This is a genomic window from Diaphorobacter sp., from assembly GCF_050251835.1.
In the GTDB taxonomy this organism is placed as follows: Bacteria; Pseudomonadota; Gammaproteobacteria; order Burkholderiales; family Burkholderiaceae_C; genus JBFXIE01.
This window is the reverse complement of record NZ_JBFWLZ010000004.1, coordinates 47251-65178: the sequence shown is the minus strand read 5'-3', so window position 1 is coordinate 65178 and position 17928 is coordinate 47251. Positions and strand designations below refer to the sequence as shown.

The window sequence follows — 17928 nt, the reverse complement described above, 5'->3', positions numbered from 1 at the left end:
GCCCTAGTTCTTTTGCGTTGCCCGCCGTGTACCTGCGAGGGATAGGCACAGTGCCCGCTTTTCCCGACGATGCACCCCATGTCATCCAGAGAGGAAAGCGCAATGGGCAAAGCATCACAGGCGGTGGTTGACGACCCCGGCCGCAGCCGCAAAGCATGGTCGGTGCTGATCGTCAGCACCCTGGCCTTTACCGTCTGCTTCATGGTCTGGATGATGTTCGGCGTGATCGGCATCCCGATCAAGAAGATGCTGAACCTGAACTCCACCGAATTCGGCCTGCTCACGGCCATGCCGGTGCTGACGGGCTCGCTGGTGCGCGTGCCGCTGGGCATCTGGACGGACAAGTACGGCGGTCGCATCGTGATGGCGCTGCTCATGGCCGCCACCGTTCCCGCCATCTGGATGATGGGCTATGCCACCGAGTACTGGCACTTTCTCGTCATCGGCCTGTTCGTGGGGCTGGCCGGCGGTGCATTCTCGGTCGGCACTCCCTACGTGGCACGCTGGTTTCCCAAACACCGCCAGGGCATGGCCATGGGCGTGTACGGCGCGGGCAACTCCGGCGCGGCGGTGAACAAGTTTGTGGCGCCGGTGATTCTGGTGGCCTTTGGCTGGGCGGCCGTGCCGCATGTGTACGCCGCCATCATGCTCGGGGCGCTGGTGCTGTTTTGGCTGTTCAGCCACAGCGACCCATCCCACCGCGTGCCCAGCAACGTGCGCTTTGTGGATCAACTCAAGGCCCTGAAGGACCCCAAGGTGCTCAAGTACTGCCAGTACTACAGCATCGTGTTCGGCGGCTATGTGGCGCTGTCGCTGTGGATGGTGCAGTACTACGTGGGCGAGTACGGCCTGGACATCCGCGTGGCGGCTTTGCTGGCGGCGTGCTTCTCGCTGCCCGGCGGCGTGCTGCGCGCCATTGGCGGCGTGCTGAGCGATAAGTTCGGCGCGCATGCCGTGACCTGGTGGGTGATGTGGGTCAGCTGGATCTGCCTGTTTTTGCTGTCCTACCCGCAGACCGACTTCACCATCCAGACCGTCAACGGGCCCACCACCTTGCACATCGGCCTGAACGTGTACCTGTTCACCGCGCTCATGTTCGTGCTGGGCATTGCCTGGGCCTTCGGCAAGGCCAGCGTGTTCAAGTACATCAGCGACGACTACCCCAAGAACATCGGCGCCATCAGCGGCATCGTGGGCCTGGCGGGCGGCATGGGCGGCTTCATCCTGCCCATCCTGTTCGGCATGCTCATGGACTGGACGGGCATCCGCTCCAGCGCCTTCATGCTGATGTACGGCGTAGTCTGGGTGTCGCTGATCTGGATGTACTTCACCGAGGTGCGCCGCACCGACGTGATGGGTTCCGGGGGCTGCGCACCGGCAGCGCGTTGACTTGCACCGGAGATTTACACATGTCCAACAACAACGTTTCGCAGGGCAGCGGCCGCAAAGGCCGGGTGCTCACGCTCTGGACCCCCGAGGACAAGCAGTTCTGGGAGCGCGAGGGCGAGGCCATTGCCAAGATCAACCTCTGGATCTCGGTGCCCGCGCTGTTCCTGGCCTTTGCCATATGGCAGGTCTGGAGCGTGGTGGCCGTCAATCTGCCCGCGCTGGGTTTCAGGTATTCGACCAACCAGCTGTTCTGGCTGGCTGCGGCGCCGGCGCTGTCGGGCGCCACGCTGCGTATCTTTTACTCGTTCATGGTGCCCGTCTTCGGGGGGCGGCGCTGGACGGCGCTGTCCACTGCGTCGCTGCTGATCCCGGCCATCGGCATTGGCTATGCGGTGCAGGACAACACCACCAGCTACCCCACCATGCTGGTGCTGGCGCTGCTGTGCGGACTGGGCGGGGGCAACTTCAGCTCCAGCATGGCCAACATCAGCTTCTTCTTCCCCAAAGAGCGCAAGGGCTCGGCGCTGGGCGTCAACGCCGGTCTGGGCAACCTGGGTGTGTCGGTGGTGCAGTTTCTGAGCCCGCTGGTCATCACGGCGGGCATCTTCGGCATCTTTGGCGGCGATCCGCAGACCATCGTGAAGAACGGCCAGGAGCAACTGGTGTGGGCGCAGAACGCCGCCTTCATCTGGGTGCCGTGGATTGCGCTGGCTGCCATTGCCGCGTGGTTCGGCATGCACGACATCGCCGACGCCAAGGCCAGCTTTGCGGCGCAGGCAGCCATCTTCAAGCGCAAGCACAACTGGATCATGTGCGTGCTGTACCTGGGCACGTTCGGCTCGTTCATTGGCTTTGCCGCGGGCTTTCCGCTGCTGATCAAGGCGCTGTTCCCTGATGTGAATCCGCTGGCCTACGCCTGGCTGGGCCCGCTGGTGGGTGCCGTGGTGCGTCCGTTCGGCGGCTGGCTGTCGGACAAGGTGGGTGGCGGCGTGGTGACCTTCTGGAACTTCATCGTGATGGCGCTGGCCGTCGTGGGCGTTCTGTACTTTTTGCCCAAAGGCTCGGGTGGCTTTGCGCTGCCTTTCGGCCCCGCAGAGGGCAGCTTCACTGGCTTCTTTCTGATGTTCCTGGTGCTGTTCTTCACCACGGGCATCGGCAATGGCTCCACGTTCCGCATGATTCCCGTGATCTTCCTGACCCAGAAGATGCGCGAGCTGCGTGGCAACGACGAAGCAATGCGCGCCCAGGCCGTCAAGGACGGCAACACCGAAGGCGCGGCCGCCGTCGGCTTCGCAGGTGCGCTGGGTGCATACGGCGGGTTCTTCATTCCCAAGAGCTACGGCAGCTCCATCGCGGCGACGGGCGGGCCGGAGTTTGCGCTGTGGATGTTTGCGCTGTTCTATGTCGTCTGCATTGTGATCACCTGGTGGTACTACTCGCGCAAGAACGCCGAGATGCCTTGCTAAAGCCGCCCCACAAGCCACAAAGATTTCCAAGGAGTTCCACGATGAGTCATTTTCTCGACCGTCTCTCGTACTTCGCGCAGCCGCGCGAAACCTTCTCGCAGGGCCACGGCCAGACCAACGGCGAAGACCGTACATGGGAAGACGCCTATCGCGACCGCTGGGCGCACGACAAGATCGTGCGCAGCACGCACGGCGTGAATTGCACCGGCAGCTGCTCATGGAAGATTTATGTAAAGGGCGGCATCGTCACCTGGGAAACCCAGCAGACCGACTACCCGCGCACGCGCCCCGACCTGCCCAACCACGAGCCCCGCGGCTGCGCACGCGGCGCCAGCTACAGCTGGTACCTGTACAGCGCCAATCGCGTGAAATACCCCATGGTGCGTGGCCGCCTGCTCAAGCACTGGCGTGCCGCACTGGCCATCGCCAAGAGCCCCGTGGACGCCTGGGCCGCCATCGTCGAGAACGACAGCGCGCGCCGCGAATGGCAAAAGCAGCGCGGCCTGGGCGGCTTCGTGCGCAGCACCTGGGACGAGGTCAACCAGATGATCGCTGCGGCGAACGTCTACACCATCAAGAAGCACGGGCCGGACCGCATCATCGGCTTTTCGCCGATCCCGGCCATGTCGATGATCTCGTACGCCGCGGGCAGCCGCTACCTGAACCTGATCGGCGGCGTGCCGATGAGTTTTTACGACTGGTACTGCGACCTGCCGCCGTCCAGCCCGCAGGTGTGGGGCGAGCAGACCGACGTGCCAGAGTCGGCCGACTGGTACAACTCCCACTTCATCATCGCCTGGGGCTCCAACGTGCCCCAGACGCGCACGCCCGATGCGCACTTCTTCACCGAGGTGCGCTACAAGGGCGCCAAGGTCGTGGCAGTGACGCCCGACTATTCCGAGGTCGCCAAGCTGGCCGACCTGTGGCTGCACCCCAAGCAGGGCACCGACGCCGCCGTGGCCATGGCCATGGGGCATGTGATCCTCAAAGAGTTCTACTTCAAGGATGGCGGCAAGGGGCGCTCGGCGTACTTCGACGACTACGCCCGCCGCTACACCGACCTGCCGCTGCTGGTGGTGCTGCAGGAAAAGACACTGCCCGACGGCCGCACGGTGATGGTGCCAGGCCGCTACGTGCGCGCCAGCGACTTTGCCGACAGGCTGGGCCAGAGCAACCACCCCGACTGGAAGACCGTGGCCTACGGGGTCGATGGCCAGGTGGCGCTGCCCAATGGTTCCATCGGCTTTCGCTGGGGCAAGGATGGGCGCGACGACAAGGGTCTGTGGAACCTCGAGTCCAAGGAGGCGCGCACCGGCAACGATGTCAAGCTCAAGCTGTCGGTGCTGGAGGACGGCGCGCAGGCGCATGACGTGACGGACGTCGCCTTCCCGTACTTTGGCGGTATCGAGACGCCCAACTTCCAGTCCAACGACCAGGGTGGCGACGTGATCGTGCGCCGCGTGCCCATCACCCACCTGGAACTGCAGGGCGAGGGCGTATCCGGCCGCGTGGCCGTGGCCACCGTGTTTGACTTGCAGGCGGCCAACTACGGCATCCTGCGCGGCCTGCCGGGCGAAGAGGCGGACGGCGGCTACGATGCCAACGCGCCCTACACCCCAGCCTGGCAAGAGCGCATCACCGGCGTGCCGCGCGACCAGGTGATCGCCATTGCGCGCCAGTTTGCCGACAACGCCGACAAGACCCACGGCAAGTCCATGGTGATCATCGGCGCGGCCATGAACCACTGGTACCACTGCGACATGAACTACCGCGGCATCATCAACATGCTGATGATGTGCGGCTGCATCGGGCAAAGCGGTGGCGGCTGGTCGCACTACGTGGGCCAGGAAAAGCTGCGCCCGCAGACGGGCTGGACCGCGCTGGCCTTCGCGCTGGACTGGATCCGCCCGCCGCGCCAGCAGAACTCCACCAGCTTCTTCTATGCCCACACCGACCAGTGGCGCTACGAAAAGCTGGGCGTCGAGGAAGTGCTCTCGCCCCTGGCGGACCCCAAGGACTACCAGGGCTCGATGATCGACTTCAACGTGCGCTCCGAGCGCATGGGCTGGCTGCCCAGCGCGCCGCAGCTGCAGACCAACCCGCTGCAGGTGGTGCGGGACGCGCAGGACATGGGCATGGATCCCAGGGACTATGTGGTGCAGTCGCTCAGGAACGGCTCGCTCACCATGAGCTGCGAAGACCCCGACAACCCGATGAACTGGCCGCGCAACATGTTCGTGTGGCGCTCCAACCTGCTGGGCAGCTCGGGCAAGGGGCATGAGTACTTCCTCAAGCACCTGCTGGGCACCACCCATGGCGTGCAGGGCAAGGATCTGGGCAAGGACGAGGCCAAGCCGCAGGAGGTCAAGTGGCATGCCAATGCCCCCGAGGGCAAGCTGGACCTGCTGGTCACGCTGGACTTCCGCATGAGCACCACCTGCCTGTATTCAGACATCGTGCTGCCCACGGCCACCTGGTACGAGAAGAACGACCTCAACACCAGCGACATGCACCCCTTCATCCACCCGCTGTCGGCGGCCGTCGATCCGGCGTGGCAGTCGCGCAGCGACTGGGAGATCTACAAGGGCTTCGCCAAGGCATTCAGCGAAGTCTGCGTGGGCCACCTGGGCGTTGAAAAGGAAGTGGTGCTCACGCCCATCATGCATGACACCCCGGCCGAACTGGCGCAGCCCTATGGCGTGAAGGACTGGAAGCGCGGCGAGTGCGATCTGATCCCCGGCGTCACGGCGCCGCAGGTGACGGTGGTGGAGCGCGACTACCCCAATACCTACAAGCGCTTCACGGCCCTGGGCCCGTTGATGGACAAGGTGGGCAACGGCGGCAAGGGCATTGCCTGGAACACCGAGACCGAAGTGACGCAGCTGGGCGACCTGAACGGCCGGGTGCGCGAGGAGGGCGCCACGCAGGGCCGCCCGAAGATCGTCACCGACATCGACGCCACCGAAGTGGTGATGATGCTGGCCCCCGAGACCAACGGCCATGTGGCCTGCAAGGCCTGGGAGGCGTTGTCCAAGATCACCGGGCGCGACCACGTGCACCTGGCGCTGCACCGCGAGGATGAAAAAATCCGCTTCCACGACATCCAGGCGCAGCCGCGCAAGATCATCAGCTCGCCCACCTGGAGCGGGCTGGAGAGCGAGAAGGTCAGCTACAACGCCGGCTACACCAACGTGCACGAGCTGATCCCATGGCGCACCCTCACGGGTCGCCAGCAGTTCTACCAGGATCACCCCTGGATGCGTGACTTCGGCGAGGGCTTTGTGAGCTACCGCCCGCCGGTGCAACTGAAGACGCTGCACGAGGTCGAGGGCCAAAAGCCCAACGGCAACCCCGAGATCGCGCTGAACTTCATCACCCCGCACCAGAAGTGGGGCATCCACAGCACGTACAGCGACAACCTGCACATGCTCACGCTCAACCGCGGCGGCCCGGTGATCTGGCTCAGCGAGGACGACGCCAAGCGCGGCGGCATCGTGGACAACGACTGGGTGGAGCTGTTCAACGCCAACGGCGCCATTGCGGCCCGTGCGGTGGTCAGCCAGCGCGTGAACCCGGGCATGGTGCTCATGTACCACGCGCAGGAAAAGATCATCAACACACCCGGCTCGGAGATCACGGGCACGCGCGGCGGCATCCACAACTCCGTCACGCGCGTGGTGCTGAAGCCCACGCACATGATCGGCGGGTACGCGCAGTACAGCTACGGCTTCAACTATTACGGGACCATCGGCACCAACCGCGACGAGTTCGTGCTGGTGCGCAAGATGCGCCGCATCGACTGGATGGACGATGAGGCATCCACCAGCGCCGCCCACGCCTGAGCGACAAGGAGAGACACGATGAAAATTCGCGCACAAATCGGCATGGTGCTGAACTTGGACAAGTGCATCGGTTGCCACACCTGTTCCGTCACCTGCAAGAACGTCTGGACCAGCCGTCCCGGCGTGGAATACGCCTGGTTCAACAACGTCGAGACCAAACCCGGCATCGGCTACCCCAAGGAATGGGAAAACCAGGACAAGTGGAACGGCGGCTGGGTGCGCAACCCGGACGGCTCCATCGCCCCCCGCCAGGGCGGCAAGTGGAAGCTGCTGATGCGCATCTTCGCCAACCCCAACCTGCCGCAGATCGACGACTACTACGAGCCCTTCACCTTCGACTACGACCACCTGCAGTCGGCCCCCGAGATGAAGGCCGCGCCCACGGCGCGCCCGCGCAGCCTGATCACGGGCCAGCGCATGGAAAAGATCGAATGGGGCCCGAACTGGGAGGAAATCCTGGGCGGCGAGTTCTCCAAGCGCAGCGCCGACGTGAACTTCGAGCAGGTCCAGAAGGACATGTACGGCCAGTTCGAGAACACCTTCATGATGTACCTGCCGCGCCTGTGCGAGCACTGCCTGAACCCGGCGTGCGTGGCGTCATGCCCCTCGGGCTCGATCTACAAGCGCGAGGAAGACGGCATCGTGCTGATCGACCAGGACAAGTGCCGCGGCTGGCGCATGTGCGTCTCGGGCTGCCCCTACAAGAAGATCTACTACAACTGGCAGACCGGCAAGGCCGAGAAGTGCATCTTCTGCTACCCGCGCATCGAGGCGGGCCAGCCCACGGTGTGCTCCGAGACCTGCGTGGGCCGCATCCGCTACCTGGGCGTGCTGCTGTATGACGCCGACCGCATCCAGGAAGCCGCCAGCGTGGAGCGCGACCGCGACCTGTACGAGGCGCAGCTGGACATCTTCCTGGACCCGAACGACCCGGATGTGATCCGCCAGGCCCGCATCGACGGCATTCCCGACGCCTGGATGGATGCGGCGCGCAACAGCCCCGTTTACAAAATGGCGGTGGACTGGAAGGTGGCGCTGCCGCTGCACCCCGAGTACCGCACGCTGCCCATGGTCTGGTACGTGCCGCCGCTGTCGCCCATCACCGCTGCGGCCAACGCAGGCCACATGGGCGTGAACGGCGAGATTCCTGATGTGTCGCAGCTGCGCATCCCCGTGCAGTACCTGGCCAATCTGCTCACCGCCGGTGACACCGGCCCCGTGGTGCGCGCCCTTGAGCGCATGCTGGCCATGCGCGCCTACCAGCGCGGCGTGCATGTGGACAAGGTGCAAAACCTGGCGGTGCTGCAGCAGGCGGGCCTGTCGGTGCACGACGTGGAAGACATGTACCACGTGATGGCCATTGCCAATTACGAAGACCGCTTCGTGATCCCGTCCACCCACCGCGAATACGCCGAAAACACCTTCGACGTGCGCGGCGGCTGCGGCTTCTCGTTTGGCAACGGCTGCTCCGACGGCAGCACCGAGGTCAGCATGTTCGGCGGCAAAAAGCCCCGCACGATTCCCATCAAGGCCGTGGTCTGAGGAGCGCGCACATGTTCAAGAAAACACCCGAATCCCTGCGCCTCACGCTGCGCGCCCTGGCCCGGCTGGTGGGCTATCCCGATGCCGAGCTGCGCGCGCAGCTGCCCGCCCTGGTGGACGCGGTGCGCCTGGAGCAGGCGCTGCCCGCGGCGCGCGTGGCCGAGATCGAGGCCCTGTGCGCCCAGATCGCCGCGCTCGATGCCTTTGAGGCCGAGGCGCGCTATGTCGATACCTTCGACCGCGGCCGCCAGACCTCGCTGCACCTGTTCGAGCATGTGCACGGCGACTCGCGCGAGCGCGGCCCCGCGCTCATCGACCTGCTGCAGACCTATGAAAAAGCCGGCCTGCAGTTCAATGCGCCCGAGCTGCCCGATCACCTGTCGGTGGTGCTGGAGTTCGCCTCCACCCAGCCGCCGGCCGTGGCGCGGGAGTTTCTGGGCGAGATGGCCCACATCCTGAACGCGCTGTTCACGGCCCTGTCCGGCCGCGGCAATGGCTACGCCAGCGTGATTGCCGCGGTGCTTGAAGTGGCGGGCCAGCGCGTGCAGGCCGTGGCCCTTGCCCCCGAGCCAGCGCTGGACGATGCCTGGGCCGAGCCCGAGGCCTTTGACGGCTGCGCCACCAAGGGCCAGAACCGCCCGGGCCAGCCGCAGCCCGTGCATTTCGTGCGCAATGCGCACGCATCCAACCACCAAGGAGCATCGGTATGACCGCCTGGATCGACACCCTGCTGTTCGGCATCTACCCCTACATCTGCCTGTCCGTGTTCTTCATCGGCAGCTGGATGCGCTTTGACCGCGACCAATACACCTGGAAGAGCGATTCCTCGCAACTGCTGCGCACAGGCAGCCTGCGCTGGGGCAGCAACTTGTTTCACATCGGCGTGCTGTTCCTGTTCTTCGGCCATACCGTGGGCATGCTCACGCCGCACTTTGTGTACGAATCGTTCATGAGCGCGGGCGCCAAGCAGCTCATGGCCATGGTCACTGGCGGCATTGCCGGCGTGCTGGCCTTCATCGGCGTCACGCTGCTGCTGCACCGGCGCCTGTCGGACGCGCGCATTCGCGCCACCAGCAAGACCAGCGACATCGCGCTGCTGTGGATTTTGTGGGTGCAGCTGGCGCTGGGCCTGGCCACCATCCCGCTGTCGGCGCAGCACCTGGACGGCTCCATGATGCTGCTGCTGGCCGAATGGGCGCAGCGCATCGTCACCTTCCGCACGGGCGCCGTCGAGCTGCTGGCCAGCGCCGGCTGGGTGTTCAAGGCGCACATGTTCCTGGGCATGACGGTGTTCCTGATCTTCCCGTTCACCCGTCTGGTGCATGTGTGGAGCGGCTTTGGCACGCTGGCCTACATCGCGCGGCCCTACCAGCTGGTGCGTGCGCCGCGCCTCAACCTGCCTGCCGACCACAACCAGTCCAGCAATCACAGTGCTACTCATTAAATAGCAGCTAGCGCTTTATGTAAAAGGGCTGAAGACCCATTTGATGCAAATTTTCTGCGGCACACCCTTGCCGGGAGAACACCATGAACGACACCCCCTGCGGATCAGGCGCCTGCGGTTGCGCCACCCGTGAAGCCCCGGTTGCCGACGCTGCCGTGGCCCGCATCAACGGCGTGCCCCTGCATGCGCCCGGCCAGCAGCCGGCGCCCGAAGAGCTGCGCCAGCGTGCCTGCACCGAGCTGCTGCGCCAGCAGGCGCAGCGCCAGGGCCTGCTGGAGGGCAGCGATGCCCCCGGCACCGACGGCGCCACCAGCGCTGCGGCATCCGCCGCCATTGAGCAATTGCTCGAGCGCGCGCTGCAGGTGCCCGACCCCTCTGAAGACGCCTGCCGCCGCTACCACGCCGCCCACCCCACGCTGGGCGGCCAGGGCGAGCGCCTGCGCCTGCGCCATGTGCTGTTTGCAGTCACGCCGGGGGTGGACGTGAAGCTGCTGCGCCAGCGCGCCGAGGCGCTGCTGCTGGAGCTGCGCTGCGCCAACGACGCGGGTGAGCGCTTTGCCCAGGCTGCGCGCGAATGGTCCAACTGCCCCAGCGGCCAGCAAGGCGGCGACCTGGGCTGGCTCACGCGCAGCGACTGCGCGCCCGAGTTCGCGCGCGAAGTCTTCGGCACCGCCGAGGTCGGCGTGCTGGCCCGCCTGGTGCACAGCCGCTTCGGCCTGCACGTGGTGGAGGTGTGCGAGCGCGAGGCCGGCCAGACCCTGCCTTTCGAGCAGGTGCATGCCTCGGTCGCACTGCTGCTGCGCCAGCAGGCCTGGGTGAATGCGCTGCGCCAGTATCTGCAACTGCTGGCAGGGCAGGCGCAGGTCGAAGGCGTGCAGCTGGACGCGGCCGACACGCCGCTGGTGCAGTAGCGCGGCCGCCAGGGAGACAGCCCATGCCCGACGACGAATTGCTGCAGCGGCTGCGCCGCTTTCATCTGGACGCCTTTCCCCAGTACCGCGAGCAGTTCCAGACCCTGGTGAACGAGGGCCAGCGCCCCTCCACGCTGTTCATCGGCTGTTCGGACTCGCGCCTCGTGCCCTACCTGCTCACGGGCGCCGGCCCGGGCGAGCTGTTTCTGGTGCGCAACGTGGGCGCCTTCGTGCCGCCCTACGACGGGTCGCACGGCCACCACGGCACGGCGGCGGCCATTGAATTTGCGGTGCTCAACCTGCAGGTCAGCCGCATCGTGGTCTGCGGCCACAGCCACTGCGGGGCCATCAAGGCACTGTACGGCGAGGTGTCGCCCGAGGCCCACAACCTGCAGCGCTGGCTGGACCTTGGCCGCGAGGCCACGCTGCCCGTGCAGCCCAGTCCCGAAGCCCTGCGCCGCACCGAGCAGCGCGCCGTGGTGCTGCAGCTGGAGCGGCTGATGGACTACCCCATGGTGCGCCGGCGCGTGCAAGGCGGCGGCCTTACCCTGCACGGCTGGCATTACGTGATCGAGGATGGCGAAGTGCATGTGTTCGACGTTCAGCACGGCGGTTTTGTCGCCGCGTCAAAGGCGCAAAGCAGCGGCACCGGCCCCTATCACCCGTATGTGGAGCATGATGGCCAGGTGCTGTTGGACTGAGGACGCCGTGCTTGCGCCGCTACTGCTGGAAGGCTGTGCCCCATGACTGAAAATCAGCGCCCTGCTGTGCCCCTGCGGGCCGAAGCCCGTCGTGCTGCCGCGCAGCCGCAGCCGGATGACCAGTGGCGGCTGCAGCATGTGGCGCTGGCGCCGCACCGGCTCGGCTTCTTCCTGGCGATGGTGCTGTTGATTGCGTCCGGCCTGTGGTGGGCGCTGGTGCAGGTTGACCGTGTCAGCACGGCGCTGTCCCTGCCATATGCCGTGGCGCCGTCGCTGGTGCATGCGGCCGTGATGAGTTTTGGCTTCTTTCCTTTGTTTTTCGCGGGCTTCTTGTTCACGGCCGGCCCCAAGTGGCTGCATGTCGATCCGCCGCCGGTATCAGCGCTCATGGCGCCGCTGCTGCTGCAGGCAGGCGGCTGGCTGGCCTGGCTTGTGGGCGCCGCCTGGGCGCAGGGCCTGGCGCTGGCGGGCTGCACGGTTGCCTGGGCCGGGCTGTTGTGGATGAGCGGGCTGTTCGTGCGCCTGGTGCTGCGCAGCCCGCAGCAAGACCAGATGCATGCGCGCAGCATTGCCGCGGCCTGCCTGTGGGGCTGCCTGTGCGTGGCCGGCCTGGGGCTGAGCCTGGCGGCAGGGCGCGCAGACCTGGCGCGGCTGTGGGTGCTCAGTGGCCTGTGGGGCTTCATCACCGTGGTGTTTGCCGTGGTGGCGCACCGCATGATTCCGTTCTTTACCGCCAGCGCACTGCCCGCGGTGCAGGCCTGGCGCCCCTACTGGGTGCTGTGGCTGATGCTGGTGGCCCTTGCGGCGCAGGCCGCTGCCGTATGGCTGCAGGCCGCCGAGTGGACGCCCGTTGCGGCACGCGCCGTGCTGCGGGTGCGCGGCCCGCTGGAGCTGGTCGTCGGCATTTTGCTGCTGTGGCTGGTCTGGCGCTGGGGCTGGGTGCAGAGCTTCAGGAACCGGCTGCTGGCCATGCTGCACGTGGGTTTCATGTGGCTGGGGCTGGCCTTCGTGCTTCTGGGCGTGGCCCACGGGTGGGGCGGGCTGCAGGGCGCGTCGGTGTGGGATCTGGGCGCGCTGCATGCGCTCACCATGGGCTGCCTGGGCTCGCTCATGCTGGCCATGGTCACGCGCGTGTCCTGCGGCCACAGTGGGCGCGCCCTGGTGGCCGATCAACTGGCCTGGGGACTTTTCTGGCTGCTGCAGCTGGCGACGGTGCTGCGCCTGGCGGCCACCGCGCCGCTGGCCCTGGCGCCGTGGCTGCTGGCGCTGGCTGCGCTGCTGTGGGCCTTGATCATGGCGGTGTGGGGCCTGCGCCTGGTGGCCTGGTATGGCAAGCTGCGGGTCGATGGAAAACCGGGCTGAAACCGCTATGCGACACATCCACTCCCAAGATCACGCGCAGACCCAGGCCGCGGCCGCGCAGGCTTCCACGGCCGAGCTGGTGTCCGCACTGGTGCAGGCGCGCCAGACCATCCTGCCCAAGCGGCTGGGTGGCCCCGGGCCCGATGCAGCGCAACTGCAGGCCATTTTGGCGGCGGCCGGCCATGCGCCAGACCACGGCTGCCTGCTGCCCTGGCGCTTCATCCTGGTGCCGCAACAGGCGCGCGCCGCGCTGGGCGATGCGTTTGCGCAGGCCCTGCTGGAGCGCGACCCGCTGGCGGCCGCCGCGCAGCAGGAGCAGGCGCGCGAGAAGGCTTTCCGCGCCCCCGTGCTGCTGCTGGCGGTGGTGGACGAGCAGTGCGGCGACCCCGAGATCACCCCCAGCGAGCGCATGGTGTCTGCCGGCTGCGCGGTGCAAAACCTGCTGCTGATGGCCACGGCGCAGGGATTTGGCTCGGCGCTCACCAGCGGCAAGGCGCTGCATTCGCACGCGCTGCGCACCTTGTTTGCGCTGCGCGGCAGCGAGCGCGCGCTGTGTTTTGTCAGCCTGGGCAGCGTGGTGTCGCGCAAACCGGTACGCCCGCGCCCCATGCCGGCGCACTACATAGGCACCCTGGTGCCGGGACAGGGCGTGCAGCCCTGGACATCTTGACGAAGAACCCATGACCGCAACCACCGAGATCCATTGCTTTGACGACCTGCTGCGCGCAGCGCGCACGCTGCGCGAGCGCCAGCGCCTGCTGTTCGTGTTCGCCGGCGCAGAGTTGCCCGCAGACGCCACGCCCGCGCAGCGCGAGCGCTTTGCGCAGGGCGAGGGCGGCGCGCTGGTGCCGCTGATGTGCGTGGACAAACTGCCCGAAGAGCTGCAGTCCTTCGACGCGCTGGTGCGCGAGTCGCAACAGTTCGAGCTGCCCGGCCAACCCTGGCGCCTGGTGTTCACGGCCGCGCTGTCGGGCACGCCCACGCAGGCGCCGTCCGAGGCCGATGCAGAAAAAGTGCTGAACCGCATGGTGGAGGCCGTGAAGAGCGGCGCCCTGGGCGCCTACCTGCCCTTCAACCGGCAGGGCGTGCCCGTGCAGCTGGGTTGATGTGCAACACCCCCCTGCGGCGCTTCGCGCCATCCCCCCGCTCTCGCAGCGCTGCGCGCTGCGGGCAGGGGGACGCAGCCCTCGCTGCGGGGCGGCCCTTGCTTGGCTGCCCTCGCGTGGGCCCACTATGAAAGGCTGATACGGTCATGTCCACCCGCGTTTCCCTGCCCGGCATGCACACGCCGGGCGCCGGTTTTGACGAGCCCTTTGAGATGCTGGACGCCTGCCACGACCGCGTGCGCCGATCGCTGGACTTGTTGCGGCGCCTGCGCCAGCACCTGCACGCGCGAGGCTGCGATGAGTCGGCCCGCCAGGCCGCGCGCGACGTGCTGCGTTACTTTGACATTGCGGCGCCGCTGCACCACCAGGACGAAGAACTGCACGTCTTCCCGCCGCTGCTGGCGCCGGGCGGCGACGAACAGCTGGCGGCGCTGGTGCGCCAGATGCAGCGCGACCATGTGCTCATGGCCGAGCGCTGGGCTGCCGCACGTGGCGCGCTGCAGGAGCTGGCCCAGGGGCGGCTGACAGCCTTCGCGCCCGCGCACGAGGCGGCCTTCGACCGCTTTGCCGACTGCTACGCCGACCACCTGCGCCACGAGGACGACCGCATCTACCCCGCGGCCCGTGCAGCGCTGGCCCCCGACGCCCGCCACGCCATGGGAGGCGAGATGGCTGCGCGCCGCGGGGTGCGCCAAGGCGCTATTTAAATAATAGCTACTGCCGCTTGACTCATAAAGGCTAAAGGCCAAAACAACCACAACCGTCATGCCCGCGCATGCGCGGATTCATGCGCCCCCCCCAACCGGATCGCTGTTGGGTCAGCGCGGTGGATTCCCACCAGCGCGGAAATGGCGGGGTGCAGGCGTCACGTTATGGCAATGACTGCGGCCGCACCCCTGCGCTGAGATACTTGCCGACTTTGCCTGGTGCCGCCAGGCCCGCCCTGCGCTGCAGCGTTTCATCCATGTTCTCGTCACTTTCTTTCGCGGCCCGCGTCGCGTTCACCCTGGCAGGGGCGCTGGCCGCCGCGCTGGCCTGCGTGGCGCTGCACACGCCGCTGCCCTGGATGCTGGGGCCGCTGCTGGCCACGGCCGTGCTGTCGATGGCGGGCGCACCCACCGACAGCGCCGCGCCGCTGCGCAATGCGGGCCAGTGGACGATTGGCGTGGTGCTGGGGCTGTACTTCACGCCCGAGGTGACGGCCCTGGTGGCCGGCCTGTGGTGGGCCGTGGTGCTGGGCATTGCCTGGGCGCTGCTCCTGGGCTGGGCGTTCGGCGCCTGGCTGTACCGCATGCACGCGCCGCGCATGCACGGCGTGCCGGCACCCATGATGCGCGCCACCAGTTACTTTGCGGGGGCCATAGGCGCCGCGTCCGAGATGACCCTGCTGGCCGAGCGCGAGCACGCGCGCACCGACCTGGTGGCCGCCAGCCACAGCCTGCGCCTGCTGATCGTCACCGTCAGCATTCCGTTTGCGTTGCAGTACGGCGGGCTGGCTGACCTGACTGGCCCGATCGGCACGGGCGGCGCACGCAATCTGCTGGCGCCTGCGCTGCGTGCGGTGCAGCCGGCGGGGCTGGCGCTGCTCGTCGCGCTGACGGGCGTGGGAGCGTTGCTCATGCGGCGCCTGGGCCGCGCCAACCCCTGGTTCATTGGGGCGCTGCTGGTGTCCATGGGGCTGACCATGGCCGGCATTACCCTGTCGGCCGTGCCGCAGGCGCTGGTGAATGCGGCGCAGTTGGTGATCGGCGTGAGTCTGGGCGTGCGGTTTCGGCGTGAGTTTTTGCGCACGGCGCCGCGCTGGCTGGCGTCGGTGGCGCTGGGCACGCTGGCGCTGATGCTGCTGTGCGCCCTGTTTGCCTGGGCGCTGGCGCGCGCCACGGGGCTGCCCTGGCCCACGATGGTGCTGGGCACCTCGCCCGGCGGCATTGCCGAGATGGCCATCACCGCCAAGGTGCTGCAGCTGGGCGTGCCGGTGGTAACGGCCTTTCAGGTGTGCCGGCTGGTCGCCGTGCTGCTGCTGGTGGCGCCGCTGTTTCGGCGGCTGTATCCGATGCCGGTGGCGGCTGCGTCGGCGGCTTGAGATCCTCTGTACTCAAAAAAAAGCCGTGGCGTCTGGCCACGGCGTGCAGTGCTTCTTGCGGGGCGGCAGCGGCCGCGAGGGGGCAAAGGCCCCGGGTGTGTCAGTGAATGACCACCGGGTTCTGGGCCAGGCCGACGTAGCCGTCCAGCGTGTCTTCCACCTCCTCTTGCGTGGGGGTGTTGCGCTGCCAGGCCAGGATTTGCTGCTGGAACATTTCTGCCCATGAGCCGTCCAGATAGACCTCTTTGCCCGAGCGCTTGTCCACGATCTCGAAGCCGTGGCGCACCAGCTGGGGTGGCAGCGGTGTCTTGTTGCCGGCGTCGTCTTTGGCAGCGCCCAGGTCAGCATCGGCCAGCATGTGGACAACCACAAACGAATCGGAGTCGTAGAGCATTTGCATTGCGTGTTCCCCCTGTAGAGATTGACTGTCAGATAGCAGCGTGTGGCAAGAGTTCAAGTCCCGCCCCGGGGTGCTGCTGCGACACAGTATTTCATGGAAATCAAAAGTGCGGGCGCTGGCGGGGCACCAGTGCATGTCCGTCACTGGTTGCAGTCGGTTACGGCGGTCTGTCAGTGCGGCTCGTGGCCGGTCAGCAGCAGGTCGGCGAAGTCGCCATTGCTCTGGGTGATGCGGATGCGCACCGGCAGGTAGCCCACGGCGGTGCCCAGCCACAGTTCGGCCTTCTGGTCGCGGCGCTGGTCATCGCGTGGCAGGCGCTGCAGCTTCAGGGCGGGCGTGGTGCCGGCGGGCAGCTCCAGCGTTTCGGGCCCCTCCACGGTAAAGCTCCAGCGATCGGCGGTGCGCGGGCCCACGGTGGTCAGCGTGATCTGCGTGCCGGGCGGGTAGCGTTCGGGCGCGGCGGCCAGCATGGCGCCCAGCTGGATGAATACGCTGAGCCTATCCTGCGCTCCGTCGGTGATGGGCGCGCGCGGGCTGTTGGCGCTGAAGATCACCTCGCCGCGCTCAAAGTCGAAATGCGCCGCGCGCTCGCTGCGGGCCTTGTCGCCAAATCGCGTCGGGCGCAGGCCCTGGGCGTTGATCTGCCCCGTGCTGGTCTGCGTGCGTGAGCCCAGCAAAAACGCCTTGATCTGCTGGCGCGCCTCGTAGCGTGCGCCGTCCTGGCGCCACAGCAGTTCGGCGCTGGCGCTGTAGCGCAGCTGCTTGACCTCGCCCGCCACGTCAAACGACAGCAGGGCAGACGGCGGCAGCCGTACCGGCGGCGGCCCGCTGCTGGCGACGGCGCCCGAGGCGCCCGGCAGGCGGATCTCCACACCCGCGGCTTCGGCCGGTGCTGGCTGCGGCGCGGCGGCGGGCGGTGCGGCTGCCGCCAGATCGGCCGGCGCGTCGGCTGAGGCCCCCGCGGGCGCGGCTGCCGCATCGTGGTGCGGAGGCTGAGGTTCGGTAGCCGACGGCAGGGGGCTGGCGTCCGGCATGGCCGGTGCGGCGGCCTGCGGTATCGCTTCGGGCAGTGTTTCGGCGGTTGCGTCCAGGGGCGGCTGCGGGGTGATGAGGGCGGCAGTGTCGGGCGCGATGCTGGCAGTGGTGTCAGGGGTAGTGGCGGGGGTGACTTCGGCGGCTGCATCGGGCGACGCCGGCGTATCGGGCGCTGGCGAGGTTGGCGCTGGCTGCGGCGGCCGGGGTCGTGGCTTGCGCGCGGGTTGTGGGTGTTGGGGTGGGCGTTGGGGTGGGGGCGCTGCGACCTGCGGTGCGGCTTCAGGCGGGGCTTGGGGGGCGGGTGGCGGCTCCAGCATGCGCGTCTGGAAAGCCAGGCGCTGCGGCGCGCCCTGGCCCGTGCCGCCCAGGGGCAGGCCTGCCAGCGCCAGCCAGTGGAGGGCCAGAACCAGGGTGGTGATCAGCAGCAGGGCGCGGCGCGGCATGAGATGGAGTGCAAAAGGGGCTGAATTTTTCGGTTATGTTCCACCCGCCTCTCCCGTGCGCTGCGTCCTTGGCGCCGCCAGGCCAGGCCTGCATGGGAAGACCGGGTTCCGTTGAATCCGTTCACCATATCCCTATTATTTTCTTGCGCCCTGTGCGGCGCTCGGGCGGCCGCGGTGTGCGCGTGCCCGCCACCCCCTGGAGGG

At 67.4% G+C, this 17928-nt stretch carries 15 protein-coding genes; 13 read left to right on the top strand and 2 right to left on the bottom strand.

The window, feature by feature from the left end:
- Positions 1–102 precede the first annotated feature (102 nt).
- The 13 genes from AB7E35_RS02640 (at position 103) to AB7E35_RS02580 (ending at position 15846) form a co-directional block, all read left to right on the top strand.
- Positions 103–1389, top strand: a complete 1287-nt coding sequence (locus AB7E35_RS02640) for an MFS transporter (protein WP_428167035.1) — start codon at positions 103–105, stop codon at positions 1387–1389.
- Positions 1390–1409: 20 nt separating this feature from the next.
- The gene (locus AB7E35_RS02635; RefSeq protein ID WP_428163044.1) at positions 1410–2855 is read left to right on the top strand and encodes an MFS transporter; all 1446 of its coding nucleotides are present in this window, start codon (positions 1410–1412) and stop codon (positions 2853–2855) included.
- A 41-nt stretch (positions 2856–2896) separates the two neighbouring features.
- Positions 2897–6697 (top strand): nitrate reductase subunit alpha, encoded by a 3801-nt coding sequence (locus tag AB7E35_RS02630; protein WP_428167034.1) that lies wholly within the window; start codon positions 2897–2899, stop codon positions 6695–6697.
- 18 nt (positions 6698–6715) lie between these two features.
- Positions 6716–8239, top strand: coding sequence for a nitrate reductase subunit beta (gene narH, locus AB7E35_RS02625; protein ID WP_428167033.1), 1524 nt, complete (start codon positions 6716–6718; stop codon positions 8237–8239).
- Positions 8240–8250: 11 nt separating this feature from the next.
- Entirely contained in the window at positions 8251–8949 is a 699-nt protein-coding gene (gene narJ / locus AB7E35_RS02620; RefSeq protein ID WP_428167032.1) for a nitrate reductase molybdenum cofactor assembly chaperone, read from the top strand.
- On the top strand, positions 8946–9683 hold the full coding sequence (narI, locus tag AB7E35_RS02615) for a respiratory nitrate reductase subunit gamma (protein ID WP_428167031.1): 738 nt from the start codon (positions 8946–8948) through the stop codon (positions 9681–9683). The genes narJ and narI overlap by 4 nt, the downstream gene beginning before the upstream one ends.
- A gap of 83 nt (positions 9684–9766) precedes the next feature.
- On the top strand, positions 9767–10594 hold the full coding sequence (locus tag AB7E35_RS02610; protein WP_428167030.1) for a peptidylprolyl isomerase: 828 nt from the start codon (positions 9767–9769) through the stop codon (positions 10592–10594).
- A 23-nt stretch (positions 10595–10617) separates the two neighbouring features.
- Positions 10618–11295, top strand: a complete 678-nt coding sequence (locus AB7E35_RS02605) for a carbonic anhydrase (RefSeq protein WP_428164197.1) — start codon at positions 10618–10620, stop codon at positions 11293–11295.
- Between the two features lie 42 nt (positions 11296–11337).
- The gene (locus AB7E35_RS02600; RefSeq protein ID WP_428167029.1) at positions 11338–12657 is read left to right on the top strand and encodes an NnrS family protein; all 1320 of its coding nucleotides are present in this window, start codon (positions 11338–11340) and stop codon (positions 12655–12657) included.
- 7 nt (positions 12658–12664) lie between these two features.
- On the top strand, positions 12665–13327 hold the full coding sequence (locus AB7E35_RS02595) for a nitroreductase family protein (protein WP_428167028.1): 663 nt from the start codon (positions 12665–12667) through the stop codon (positions 13325–13327).
- 10 nt (positions 13328–13337) lie between these two features.
- Positions 13338–13763 carry a ribonucleotide reductase subunit alpha gene (locus AB7E35_RS02590; protein ID WP_428167027.1) on the top strand — a complete coding sequence of 142 codons (426 nt, stop codon included), beginning with the start codon at positions 13338–13340 and terminating at the stop codon, positions 13761–13763.
- A 146-nt stretch (positions 13764–13909) separates the two neighbouring features.
- Positions 13910–14470 (top strand): hemerythrin domain-containing protein, encoded by a 561-nt coding sequence (locus AB7E35_RS02585; protein WP_428167026.1) that lies wholly within the window; start codon positions 13910–13912, stop codon positions 14468–14470.
- Positions 14471–14727: 257 nt separating this feature from the next.
- A complete protein-coding gene (locus tag AB7E35_RS02580; RefSeq protein WP_428164202.1) occupies positions 14728–15846 on the top strand; it encodes an AbrB family transcriptional regulator in 1119 nt (372 codons plus the stop codon).
- Positions 15847–15946: 100 nt separating this feature from the next.
- Here the strand turns inward: AB7E35_RS02580 and AB7E35_RS02575 are convergent, their stop codons facing one another.
- Both AB7E35_RS02575 and AB7E35_RS02570 read right to left on the bottom strand, forming a co-directional pair.
- A complete protein-coding gene (locus AB7E35_RS02575; protein WP_428164203.1) occupies positions 15947–16246 on the bottom strand; it encodes a BTH_I0359 family protein in 300 nt (99 codons plus the stop codon).
- A 170-nt stretch (positions 16247–16416) separates the two neighbouring features.
- Positions 16417–17724, bottom strand: a complete 1308-nt coding sequence (locus AB7E35_RS02570) for a DUF3108 domain-containing protein (RefSeq protein ID WP_428167025.1) — start codon at positions 17722–17724, stop codon at positions 16417–16419.
- Positions 17725–17928 lie beyond the last annotated feature (204 nt).

Coding starts and splice junctions, on each gene's coding strand:
- AB7E35_RS02640 (WP_428167035.1), top strand. CDS start 103: ATGGGCAAAGCATCACAGGCGGTGGTTGACGACCCCGGCCGCAGCCGC.
- AB7E35_RS02570 (WP_428167025.1), bottom strand. CDS start 17,724: ATGCCGCGCCGCGCCCTGCTGCTGATCACCACCCTGGTTCTGGCCCTC.
- AB7E35_RS02575 (WP_428164203.1), bottom strand. CDS start 16,246: ATGCAAATGCTCTACGACTCCGATTCGTTTGTGGTTGTCCACATGCTG.
- narH (WP_428167033.1), top strand. CDS start 6,716: ATGAAAATTCGCGCACAAATCGGCATGGTGCTGAACTTGGACAAGTGC.
- AB7E35_RS02610 (WP_428167030.1), top strand. CDS start 9,767: ATGAACGACACCCCCTGCGGATCAGGCGCCTGCGGTTGCGCCACCCGT.
- AB7E35_RS02590 (WP_428167027.1), top strand. CDS start 13,338: ATGACCGCAACCACCGAGATCCATTGCTTTGACGACCTGCTGCGCGCA.
- AB7E35_RS02595 (WP_428167028.1), top strand. CDS start 12,665: ATGCGACACATCCACTCCCAAGATCACGCGCAGACCCAGGCCGCGGCC.
- narJ (WP_428167032.1), top strand. CDS start 8,251: ATGTTCAAGAAAACACCCGAATCCCTGCGCCTCACGCTGCGCGCCCTG.
- AB7E35_RS02630 (WP_428167034.1), top strand. CDS start 2,897: ATGAGTCATTTTCTCGACCGTCTCTCGTACTTCGCGCAGCCGCGCGAA.
- AB7E35_RS02635 (WP_428163044.1), top strand. CDS start 1,410: ATGTCCAACAACAACGTTTCGCAGGGCAGCGGCCGCAAAGGCCGGGTG.
- AB7E35_RS02605 (WP_428164197.1), top strand. CDS start 10,618: ATGCCCGACGACGAATTGCTGCAGCGGCTGCGCCGCTTTCATCTGGAC.
- AB7E35_RS02585 (WP_428167026.1), top strand. CDS start 13,910: ATGTCCACCCGCGTTTCCCTGCCCGGCATGCACACGCCGGGCGCCGGT.
- AB7E35_RS02580 (WP_428164202.1), top strand. CDS start 14,728: ATGTTCTCGTCACTTTCTTTCGCGGCCCGCGTCGCGTTCACCCTGGCA.
- AB7E35_RS02600 (WP_428167029.1), top strand. CDS start 11,338: ATGACTGAAAATCAGCGCCCTGCTGTGCCCCTGCGGGCCGAAGCCCGT.
- narI (WP_428167031.1), top strand. CDS start 8,946: ATGACCGCCTGGATCGACACCCTGCTGTTCGGCATCTACCCCTACATC.